Origin of the sequence: Sphingomonas sp. S-NIH.Pt15_0812, assembly GCF_003951315.1 — a bacterium.
Classification (GTDB): domain Bacteria; phylum Pseudomonadota; class Alphaproteobacteria; order Sphingomonadales; family Sphingomonadaceae; genus Sphingomonas.
On the sequence record NZ_QLJH01000033.1, the window covers coordinates 23,123 to 34,093 of the forward strand.

11 protein-coding genes are annotated in these 10,971 nt (G+C 65.9%); 5 read left to right on the forward strand and 6 right to left on the reverse strand.

Annotated features, from left to right (window positions below):
* Positions 1-55 precede the first annotated feature (55 nt).
* Entirely contained in the window at positions 56-733 is a 678-nt protein-coding gene (locus tag BRX43_RS16775; RefSeq protein WP_125996238.1) for a squalene/phytoene synthase family protein, read from the reverse strand.
* 141 nt (positions 734-874) lie between these two features.
* Between BRX43_RS16775 and BRX43_RS16780 the strand changes: the two genes are divergently transcribed.
* From BRX43_RS16780 to BRX43_RS16790, 3 genes are read left to right on the forward strand one after another with little or no spacing between them, the layout of a single operon-like run.
* Positions 875-2,674, forward strand: a complete 1,800-nt coding sequence (locus BRX43_RS16780; RefSeq protein ID WP_241215020.1) for a TadE/TadG family type IV pilus assembly protein — start codon at positions 875-877, stop codon at positions 2,672-2,674.
* Entirely contained in the window at positions 2,671-3,306 is a 636-nt protein-coding gene (locus BRX43_RS16785) for a TadE family protein (protein ID WP_125996240.1), read from the forward strand. Before BRX43_RS16780 ends, BRX43_RS16785 begins: the two co-directional genes overlap by 4 nt.
* Complete coding sequence (locus tag BRX43_RS16790) at positions 3,297-3,998, forward strand: histidine kinase (protein ID WP_125996241.1); 702 nt, start codon at positions 3,297-3,299, stop codon at positions 3,996-3,998. The genes BRX43_RS16785 and BRX43_RS16790 overlap by 10 nt, the downstream gene beginning before the upstream one ends.
* A gap of 65 nt (positions 3,999-4,063) precedes the next feature.
* Here BRX43_RS16790 and ahcY read toward each other — a convergent pair whose 3' ends face one another.
* Positions 4,064-5,497: an adenosylhomocysteinase gene (gene ahcY / locus BRX43_RS16795; protein WP_125996242.1), complete on the reverse strand. Its 1,434-nt coding sequence runs from the start codon at positions 5,495-5,497 to the stop codon at positions 4,064-4,066.
* 109 nt (positions 5,498-5,606) lie between these two features.
* On the reverse strand, positions 5,607-6,167 hold the full coding sequence (locus tag BRX43_RS16800; protein ID WP_125996243.1) for a YqgE/AlgH family protein: 561 nt from the start codon (positions 6,165-6,167) through the stop codon (positions 5,607-5,609).
* 113 nt (positions 6,168-6,280) lie between these two features.
* Here BRX43_RS16800 and BRX43_RS16805 point away from each other — a divergent pair, with 113 nt between their 5' ends.
* Entirely contained in the window at positions 6,281-6,760 is a 480-nt protein-coding gene (locus BRX43_RS16805) for a peroxiredoxin (RefSeq protein ID WP_125996244.1), read from the forward strand.
* 59 nt (positions 6,761-6,819) lie between these two features.
* Here BRX43_RS16805 and BRX43_RS16810 read toward each other — a convergent pair whose 3' ends face one another.
* The gene (locus BRX43_RS16810) at positions 6,820-7,110 is read right to left on the reverse strand and encodes a DUF2218 domain-containing protein (RefSeq protein ID WP_125996245.1); all 291 of its coding nucleotides are present in this window, start codon (positions 7,108-7,110) and stop codon (positions 6,820-6,822) included.
* The gene (locus BRX43_RS16815) at positions 7,107-7,727 is read right to left on the reverse strand and encodes a PadR family transcriptional regulator (protein ID WP_241215021.1); all 621 of its coding nucleotides are present in this window, start codon (positions 7,725-7,727) and stop codon (positions 7,107-7,109) included. The genes BRX43_RS16810 and BRX43_RS16815 overlap by 4 nt, the downstream gene beginning before the upstream one ends.
* Before the next feature lie 178 nt (positions 7,728-7,905).
* Between BRX43_RS16815 and BRX43_RS16820 the strand changes: the two genes are divergently transcribed.
* Complete coding sequence (locus BRX43_RS16820; protein WP_125996246.1) at positions 7,906-9,003, forward strand: glycosyl hydrolase 53 family protein; 1,098 nt, start codon at positions 7,906-7,908, stop codon at positions 9,001-9,003.
* 48 nt (positions 9,004-9,051) lie between these two features.
* On the opposite strand, the gene aspS is transcribed toward BRX43_RS16820, so the two are convergent.
* Complete coding sequence (gene aspS, locus BRX43_RS16825; protein WP_206433257.1) at positions 9,052-10,887, reverse strand: aspartate--tRNA ligase; 1,836 nt, start codon at positions 10,885-10,887, stop codon at positions 9,052-9,054.
* Between the last annotated feature and the right edge of the window lie 84 nt (positions 10,888-10,971).

Sequence of the window (10,971 nt, forward strand, 5' to 3'; positions counted from 1 at the left end):
AGCCTTCGACGAGGCTAAGACGGCGGTCGACAACTTACAACCTGGATCAGCTTTTCTACCGGCCGGTCAGCCGATGCCGGAGCAGTCGCCACGTCCGCCGGGGTGATCCGGCGGCAATCGGCGGCGCGGCGAGATCGAAGCGCGCGAGCAGGACGAGCGCCCCCAGCGGCCGCGACGGGGCCGGCCAGCGTCGCTGCATCGCCCCGTCCAGTCGGACCGTTGCCAGCGCCGTCGCCCGCGCGGCCGTCGCGGCATCGGACAGATGCGTCGCCAGATCGGCCAGGGCCCAGCCCTGCCCCGCCGCCACCGGGATCGTGTCGTCACCCAAGAGGTGTGCCGCCGCGGCGAACAGCCGCTCGCCGCGTTCGACCGCCACCCGCTCCAGCGCGTCATTGTCCAGCGCCGCCCCGTCGAGCAGCACGTCCCAGCCATCGACCAGCCCGGCCAGCATCGCGCCGGTCACGCCATGCGGCAGCACCGTCTCCGCCAGCGCCGCGAGCACCGGCTCGGCCGGTGGCGGGCGGGTATCGAGCGCCGCTAGCGCTTCGTACCACCAGGTCAGCCGCATCTGCCCGACCATCGGCTCGCGCGTGCCGCGCAGGATCGATGCGAGTCGGGCATCGAGCGCGAACAGCGCCTCCAGCCCGGCGCGCCGCTCGCGCGGGGCATAGCTGAACGCGAGGTTGCGCTCCGCGACCGCCGCCTCCTCGGCATGGGATAAGTTCTTAACCATCTGACTGCAAAAGGCTTCTTTCTCACCGGGCAGTGTGTCCGGGTATCTAGCCGAAGTCGAGGCACAATGCGATTGGTGCGAAGGATCCGGGATGGTTGGGCCGGTCGCGGCCCCGGCGTGATGCGTCGCATAGCGCGCGACGTGGCCGGCAATACGCTGGCGATCATGGCGATCGCGCTGATCCCGCTGACCGCCATGGCGGGCGCGGGCGTCGACACCGCGCGCCTCTATGTGGTCAAGGCACGGCTCCAGCAGGCGTGCGACGCGGGGGCGCTGGCCGGGCGCAAGTTCATGCTCGATTCCGGCGGCAGCGCGCTGGATGCGACCGCGACGAAACAGGCGCAACAGTTCTTCGCCAACAATTTCACCACCGGCTACATGCAGTCGGGCACGCCGAAATTCACGCCGACCAAGACCGCCGACAACCAGGTCGCCGGCACCGCTACCGTCACCGTGCCGATGACGATCTCGAAGATGGTGGCGGCCAGCGACGTGACGCTGACCGTGACGTGCGAGGCGCGCTACGACGTGGCGGACGCGGACGTCATGTTCGTGCTCGACACCACCGGCTCGATGGCCTGCACCACGTCGGACGGCACCGCCGGATGCAGCCAGCCGGTCGACAGCTACACGACCAACGGCAACACCGCCTACAGCGTGCGCGAGAAGAACGGATCGAAGCTGTCGGGTCTACGCTCGGCGGTGCTCAGCTTCTACGACACGCTCGCCGACAATATCGATCCCAGCACGAACGTGCGCTACGGCTTCATCACCTATTCCTCGACAGTAAATGTCGGGACTGCAGTCCGGGCGGTGGCTCCTGATGCATTCGTGACGAGTTGGAAATACAATAGTCGCCGCTTAAACGGTGACAATTATCTTAGCAAATCGACATATTATCGGTACGACTTAAATTCTCGAGGGTGCAGTGCCCTTGATGGGACACGCTCGCCCGCTACCGGCTATACCACTCAAGGTGCCGCGTCGACCTTCGAGACCGTCTATCAAGGCAATTGCCAAGTCACCGAGACAAAATATGGTCCACTTTGGCTATACGATTTGATCCCCCTTGATGTCTCACAATATGTCGCAGGCGGGTCCGTTCTTGATCCCAGCAAGATTACCGGAGCAAGATCGACCTGGCAGGGCTGTATCGAGGAACGAAAGACCAATGATGCCACGAGCTTCGACATCAACAATCTGCCACCCGATCTCGACCCCGACTTGATGCCAACTGACGACGATTCGAAGTGGCGGCCGCTTTGGCCTGACGTTTTCTATTATCGTCCCAACCGTACCAGCATCAACAATGGCGGTAGCTCGGGCAGCCCCGTCAATGGCGACACGACCAACACGTCACAGTATGGCAACTATACCAATATGTTGATGTACAACAATATTGCCTTAGGTTATGTGTCATGCGGGAAGGCGGCACAACGCTTGACGAAAATGTCCCGAGACGATGTTGCTGCCTATGTCAACGCCAACGACTTTCGCGCACAGGGCGGAACCTATCATGACGTCGGTATGATCTGGGGTACGCGGATGCTGTCACCAAACGGTATCTTCAAAGGCGACACCGCTACTTGGCCCGGCCGAAACGAACCCAATCGGTACATCGTCTTCATGACCGATGGCGACATGTCTCCTAACGCCAACGTGTACGGCGCGTATGGCACCGAACGCTATGACATGCGCGTCAGCGGCAATTCACCCGGCAATGATCTGGACAACCACAATGCCCGGTTCCTGGCCGAATGCGCCGCCGCCAAGGCCCGCAACATCACCGTGTTCGTGGTCGGCTTCGGCCAGTCGCTGACGCAGCAGCTCACCCAGTGCGCGTCACCCGGCAAGGCCTATTATGCCAGCGACAATGCCTCGCTCCAGACGGCGTTCAAGACGATCGCCAATCAGGTCGCGATGCTGCGCGTCTCGAAATGACCCACGCTCCCCTTCGACGGCTGGCCGGCGACCGGCGCGGCAATACGGTGATCGAGTTCGCGATCGTCGCGCCGGTGATGATCGCGCTGATCATGGGCCTGCTCGACCTGGGGTTCCAGATCTATGCCCAGTCGGTGCTGGACGGCGCGGTGCAGAAGGCGGCGCGCGACTCGGCCCTCCAGGGCGGCGCACAGAGCACGGGCACGATCGACGCCCGCGTGCTGTCGATGCTGACGCCGCTGATCGGATCGCCGCAGCCCTCCTGCGCCGTAACGCTGCCGAGTACGCGCGTCCCCGCCACCTGGTGCGTGACCCGCAAGAACTACGACAATTTCGCCGCCATCAAGCCGGAGCCCTTTTCCGACACCAACGGCAACGGCCTCCGCGATCCGGGCGAATGCTTCCAGGACGTGAACGGCAATTTCGCCTGGGACGCCGATCCGGGCAGCGCGGGCCAGGGCGGCGCGAACGATGTGACGCTCTATACCTTCTCGGTCACCTATCCCCGGCTGTTCCCGATCGCGGCGATGATCGGCTGGCCGTCGATGCTGCGCATGACCTCCACCACCATCCTCAAGAACCAGCCCTACGCCTCGCAGGCGACCACCGAGCCCAAGACGATATGCACCTGACCCGCCCCTTCCGATCCCTGGCCGGCGATACCCATGGGCTGGCGCTGATGGAGTTCGCGCTGGCGCTGCCGCTCGTGCTCGGCGTCGGCCTGTACGGCGTCGAGACCGCCAATCTGGCGTTGATGAACCTTCGCCTGAGCCAGGTCGCGACCAACCTGTCGGACAATGCCTCGCGCGTCGGGCTCAACAACAATCTGTCCAACCAGCAGTTGCGCGAGGTCGACATCAACGACGTGCTGATCGCCGCGCGTCTACAGGGCGCCGCCTGGGACCTGACGACGCGCGGCCGGATCACCGTCACCAGCTTGGAGGCGGACGGCGCCGGCAACCAGAAGATCCACTGGCAACGCTGTCTCGGCATGCGCTCGGGCGCCGACTATGCCTCGCATTACGGCACGACCAGCACGACCGCCGGCACCGACACCAACAGCGCCAATGCCGGCACCCCCGCGCCCGGCGGCATGGGTCCGACCGGCGCGAAGGTCACCGCCCCGCCCAATTCGGGTGTGATGTTCGTCGAGATCAACTATGACTATAAGCCAGTCGTCAGCGCCAAATGGCTGCCGAACGGATCGACCCGCCTGACCTATACCGCCGCCTATATCGTCCGCGACCGCCGGGACTTCGCGCAGATCTACAACCCCGCGCCGGCCGTGCAGCGCATGACCTGCGACCGCTTCACCGCCAGCTGACCGCATGAAAAAAGGGGCGCTCGCCAGCCGGCAAGCGCCCCCTTCTCGATCACGAATCGCGTGGATCAGTAGCGATAGTGATCCGGCTTGAACGGCCCCTCGACCGGCACGCCGATATAGGTCGCCTGCTTCTCGCTCAGCTTGGACAGCTGCACGCCCAGCTTCTCCAGGTGGAGCGCCGCCACCTTCTCGTCGAGATGCTTCGGCAGGACGTAGACCTCGTTCTTATAGGCCTCGCCCTTGGTCCAGAGCTCGATCTGGGCGAGCGTCTGGTTGGTGAAGGAGGCCGACATCACGAAGCTCGGATGGCCGGTCGCGCAGCCCAGGTTCACCAGGCGGCCCTTGGCCAGCACGATGATCTGCTTGCCGTCCGGAAACTCGACCAGGTCGGTGCCCGGCTTCACTTCGGTCCACTTGTAGTTGGACAGCGCCGCGATCTGGATCTCGGAGTCGAAATGGCCGATGTTGCAGACGATCGACATCGGCTTCATCGCCTTCATGTGATCGGCGGTGATCACGTCGGCATTGCCGGTCGCGGTGACGAAGATGTCGGCGCGCTTCACGGCCTCGTCCATCGTCACGACCTCGAAGCCCTCCATCGCCGCCTGCAACGCGCAGATCGGATCGATCTCGGTGACCAGCACGCGCGCGCCGCCGTTGCGGAGCGACTGGGCCGAGCCCTTGCCCACGTCGCCGAAGCCGGCGACCGCGGCGACCTTGCCGGCCAGCATCACGTCGGTGGCGCGACGGATCGCGTCGACCAGCGACTCCTTGCAGCCATAGAGATTGTCGAACTTCGACTTGGTCACCGAGTCGTTGACGTTGATCGCCGGGAAGGGCAGCTCGCCCTTCTTCGCGATCTCGTACAGGCGGTGGACGCCGGTGGTCGTCTCTTCCGACACGCCCTTCAGGTTCTTGACCGTCTCGGTCAGATAGCCGGGCTTCTTGGCGATGAACGCCTTGACCGAGCGCTGGAACTCGACCTCTTCCTCATTCTCCGGCTCGGCGAAGGTCGCGCCGGCTTCCAGCTTCGCGCCCCACAGCGCGAACATGGTCGCGTCGCCGCCATCGTCCAGGATGATGTTGGCGGTCTGGCCCTCGACGTCGCGGTCCCAGGTGAAGATGTCGCCGACATAGTCCCAATATTCGGCCAGCGATTCGCCCTTCACGGCGAAGACCGGTACGCCCGACGCGGCGATCGCGGCGGCGGCGTGATCCTGGGTCGAGAAGATGTTGCATGTCGCCCAGCGCACGTCCGCGCCCAGCGCGGTCAGCGTCTCGATCAGGACGGCGGTCTGGATCGTCATGTGCAGCGAGCCGGTGATGCGCGCGCCCTTCAGCGGCTGCGATGCGCCGAATTCGTCGCGCAGCGCCATCAGGCCCGGCATCTCGGTTTCGGCGATGCGGATCTCGGCGCGGCCGAAATCAGCCAGGCCGATATCCTTGATGACATAGTCGTTCTGCGTGCCGGTGCCCGTCGGGGCGATTGCAGTGGCCACGGGTGTTGCTCCTGAAACTCGGATGATGCCCACGGCCTTAGAGGCTTGCCGTCACCGGATCAAATATAAAGATATCTTTATATCTCGACCGCCGAGGCGGAAAGCCGCGTCAGGCATGGCCCGCCCCCGCCACCAGCAGGCGCGGATCGATCCCCGCCCCCTCATAGCCCCTGGCCCAGCGGTCGGCGGCGGGGGTGGACCAGATCAGCTCCGGATCGCCCGGCGCGGTGAACCAGCCGGCGCTGGTCAGCTCCTCATCCAGCTGCCCCGCGCTCCAGCCGGCATAGCCGAGCGCGCAGACCCAATGGGCCGGCCCCGTCCCCTCGGCGATGGCGCGCAGTATGTCGATCGTGCTCGACAAGCGCCAGCGGCCGGCGACGTCGACCGTGTCCTGCCCGGTCCAGTCGGCGCTGTGGATGACGAAGCCGCGCCGGATCTCGACCGGCCCGCCGAAATGCACCGGCGCATCGGGCGCCTGCCCCACGGGGATGTCGAGCTGTTCGAGCACCGCGTGGAAGCCGATGCCGCCCACCACCGCGCCCAGGCCGATGCCGATCGCACCGTTTTCGTCATGGCTGCACAGCGCGATGACCGCCTTGTCGAAACGGGGATCGCCCATCCCCGGCATGGCCAGCAGGAACTGCCCGGCGAGATATTCCGCTTCCTTCACGCGACCGTCCTAGCCGCCCGTTACCGTACCCGCCACGGGGGAATGCGACGGGACGGCTTGAAATCCCGGTCACGGTGATCGAAGGGCTGGAGGAACCACAAGGAACACGCCGTATGACCATCGCCATTGGAGATCGCCTGCCCGAAGCCACCCTGGTCAAGGTGACGGCGGACGGGCCGGACCGGGTTTCCACCACCGACTATTTCGCCGGCCGCAAGATCGCGCTGTTCGCGGTGCCCGGCGCCTTCACCCCGACCTGCTCCGCCAAGCACCTGCCCGGCTTCGCCGCCAAGGTGCAGGCGTTCCGCGACAAGCTGGTCGACGAGATCGCCTGCACCTCCGTCAACGACGCCTTCGTGCTGGGTGCCTGGGCCAAGGCCAATGACGTGCAGGGCGTGACGATGCTGGCGGACGGCAATGGCGATTTCGCCAAGGCGATCGGCCTGTCGATGGACGGCTCCGCCTTCGGCATGGGCCTGCGCAGCCAGCGTTATTCGATGCTGATCGAGGATGGCGTGGTGACGCGGCTGAACGTCGAGGAACCCGGCGAGTTCAAGGTCAGCAGCGCCGAGCATCTGCTCGACCTGATCTGAGCGGCGACGACGCACCGGCCTCCCGCAGGACGCCGGTGCGGATCGGCGGGCGAAGCGCCTTATCCCTCCCGCCAGTCATAGGTCAGCGGCGCCTCGCGAAAGGCGAAGCGGTCGATATGGCCGGCGACCACCTCGCGCATCCGCAGCGCATCGCCGTCCTCCGGCACGGTCAGTACCAGGTCAAGCGTTGCGCTATCGGCGCGCATGACGAGTTGCGCACCATTGGGGAAGGTGATGGTGCCCTCCTCCGCCGTGAACGACACCTCCATCTTGTGGCTCCAATGCTTGGCGAGCTGCTGGAGGTAACGGCTGGCCGACAGGGTCGGCACGCGGGCGACGGAGACGCTCATTTCAGCCGCTCGATCTGCTGGGCCACGCCGTCGATCAGCGCCGCCATGTCGTGCAGGCGTTCGTCGGACAGATCGCCCTGCTCGAACCGGTTGCGGACCGCTTCGCGCAGATTGCCCATCGCCCGGCGGATCGGCAGGCGGTTCCACGCCACCCGGTTGCGCTCATGGTCGAGCGCCGCGAGCCGGGCCATCACCGCCTCGATCTCCGCCGCCTTCTCGGCGACATGGGCGATCCCCTCCAGCGTGGCGGCGAAGCGCTTGCGCGCCCCCTCGCTCGCCTGCTCCTCGATCAGGCCCATCTCGCCGAGCATCGTGAGTGACGGATAGACGAGGCCAGGGCTCGGCGCATAGGCGCCGCCGGTCAGCTCCTCGATCGCCTTGATGAGTTCATAGCCGTGGCGCGGGGCGTCGGCGATCATCTTCAGCAGCACGAGGCGCAGCTCGCCGCCCTCGAACATCCGGCGGCCCCGCCCGTGCGGCCGGCCGTCATCGCCGGCGCCATCGAAGCCGCCGCGACCATGGCCGAAGCCGCCGAACCCGCGCGGTCCGCCCATGCCCCCCGCGCCATGACGGTGCCAGCCGTGGCGGCCGCCATGGCCTCTCATGTCATTGTACATTGTCGACTCCATTTCGTGATAGCCTCAAGATATATCATGAGCGATGATCATCAAGAGTGCTCATGATATATTTTCGATTTTTCCAGAAACAGCTCTATGGGCGCATGAGGGCCGGTGAATCAGAGACTTGCCCGACCCCACCCCGATTGCGGTAGGAGGCTGGCGAGAGGATCGCCCGATGAAGAACCGCCTGATCGCCCTGTCGGCCCTGCTGGCCATGCCGGCCCACGCAACCGAGCCGCCCCGCCCGCTCTATCTGGGCGCGGACCTGTCCTTCGCGAACGAGATGGAGGATTGCGGCGCGGTCTATCGCCAGGGCGGCAAGCCGGTCGATCCGTTCGCGCTGATGCAGCGTGCCGGCGGCAATCTGGTGCGCGTGCGGCTGTGGAACGACGCGCGCTGGACCCGCTACAGCAACCTTGCCGATGTCGAGAAGACGATCCGGCGGGCGCGCCAAGCGGGGCTACAGGTGCTGCTCGACTTCCATTATGCCGATGACTGGGCCGATGGCGACAAGCAACCCGTCCCCGCCGCTTGGGCCAAGATGGATACGCCCGCCCAGGTCCGTGCCGTGCACGACTTCACCCGCGCCACGCTCGACACCCTCGCCGCCAAGGGGCTGACGCCGGAGCTGGTGCAGGTCGGCAACGAGACGAATGGCGAGCTGATGGCCGGCCCGACCAAGGCGATCGACTGGACGCGCAACGCCGCCTTGCTTGGTGCCGGCCTGCGCGCGGTGCGCGAGGCGGCGGCCGCGCATGGCAAACTGATCCGCACCATGCTCCATATCGCCCAGCCGGACCATGCCGAGCCCTGGTTCACGGCGGCGAAACAGGCAGGCCTGACCGATTATGACCTGATCGGCCTCAGCTATTATGCGAAATGGTCAAAGGAGCCGATGTCCGGCCTGGCGGGCACGATCGAGCGGCTGCGCGCCACCCACGGCAAGGAGGTGGTGGTGGTGGAAACCGCCTATCCCTACACGCTCGACAATGAAGATGCCTCGGGCAATCTGCTGGGCGCGGACTCGCTGGTGAAGGGCTATCCGGCCACCCCGGCCGGGCAGCGCGCCTATATGATCGACCTTACCCGCACCGTCGTGCGCGCGGGCGGGTCGGGCGTGGTCTATTGGGCGCCGGACTGGATCTCCACCCGCTGCTCGACCCGCTGGGGCCAGGGATCGGGCTGGGAGAATGCCGCCTGGTTCGACCTGCACCGCCGCTGGGAAGCGCTGCCGGTGCTGGATTTCCTGCGGCAGGATTACCGGCGGCGGTGAACCCTGTTCCGGCGGGTGCCGGAACAGGGCGGCGACGGTGGCCGGCCATCACCCCGCAGCGGGGGCGACGGCCTGATCGGCATCCTTCTTCGGCTCCGCCTTCACCTCGGCGGTCGAGCGCAGGTTGAGCTCGCGCAGCTGCTTGGCCGAGACGAAGCTGGGCGCGCCCATCATCAGATCCTCGGCCTTCTGCGTCATCGGGAAGACGATGACCTCGCGGATGTTCGGTTCGTCGGCCAGCAGCATGACGATACGGTCGACGCCGGGGGCCGAGCCGCCGTGCGGCGGGGCGCCGAACTTGAAGGCGTTGATCATGCCCGCGAAGTTCGCATCGACATCGGCCTGGCTATAGCCGGCGATCTCGAACGCCTTGTACATGATCTCCGGCCGATGGTTCCGGATCGCGCCCGACGACAGCTCCACGCCGTTGCAGACGATGTCGTACTGATAGGCGAGGATGTCGAGCGGGTCCTTGGTCTCCAGCGCCTCCAGCTCGCCCTGCGGCATCGAGAAGGGGTTGTGACTGAAATCGACCTTCTTCGCGTCCTCGTCATATTCGAACATCGGGAAGTCGACGATCCAGCAGAATTCGAACCGCTTGTCGTCGATCAGGCCGAGCTGGTCGGCGACGCGGGTGCGCGCCAGGCCGGCGAGCTTGGCGGCCTGCGCCTCCTTGCCGGCGGCGAAGAACAGGCCGTCGTCCGGCCCCAGGCCCAGCGCATCGGCCATCGCGCTCATCTTGTCCTCGCCATGATTTTTGGCGATCGGCCCGCCCCATTCGCCGCCCTTGCGCGTGGCGTACCCCAGGCCGGCAAAGCCCTCGGACTGGGCCCAGGCGTTCATGTCGTCGAAGAACTTGCGGCTCTTGTCAGCCGTCTTCGGCGCGGGGATGGCGCGGACCACGTCGCCCGCCTCGACGATCGAGGCGAAGCGGCCGAAGCCCGAGCCGACGAACTGATCGCTGACGTCCGCGATGATCAGCGGGTTGCGAAGGTCCGGCTTGTCGTTGCCGTACTTCAGCATCGATTCGCGATACGGGATGCGCTTGAACGGCAGCGGCGAGACGGTGCGGCCCTTGCCCTGCCAGTTGGCGAATTCCTCGAACACGCCGTGGAGCACCGGCTCGATCGCCTGGAACACGTCCTCCTGCGTGACGTAGCTCATCTCGAAATCGAGCTGGTAGAATTCACCGGGGCTGCGATCGGCGCGCGCATCCTCGTCGCGGAAGCAGGGCGCGATCTGGAAATAGCGGTCGAAGCCGGCCACCATCAGCAGCTGCTTGAACATCTGCGGCGCCTGCGGCAGCGCGTAGAACTTGCCGGGATGGACGCGGCTGGGCACCAGATAGTCGCGCGCGCCCTCGGGCGACGATGCGGTCAGGATCGGCGTCTGGAACTCGGTGAAGCCCTGGTCGATCATCCGCCGGCGCAGCGACGAGATGACATGGCTGCGCAGCAGGATGTTGGCGTGCAGCCGCTCGCGCCGCAGGTCGAGGAAGCGATAGCGCAGGCGGATATCCTCCGGATATTCCGCATCGCCCGCCACCGGCATCGGCAGTTCCTGCGCCGCCGACTGGACGGTGACGCTCTGTGCGAACACCTCGATCTCACCGGTCGCCAGGTTCGCGTTGGTGGTGCCCTCGGCGCGCGCCTTGACCACGCCGTCGATCGTCACGACCGATTCGACGCGCACGCTCTCCAGCACCGGCAGCGCCGCGCTGTCGCTGTCGGCGACGATCTGGGTGATGCCGTAATGGTCGCGCAGGTCGATAAACAGCACGCCGCCATGGTCGCGCCGGCGGTGGACCCAGCCCGACAGGCGGACGGTCTGGCCGACGGCCGAAGCGTCGAGCGCGGCGCAGGTGTGCGTACGATAGGCGTGCATGATCGCAATCTCTGGCTGAACGTCGTACCGGCCACGGGGCCGATACGACGTTCAGCCAGAGATTGCGATCATGCACGCCTATCG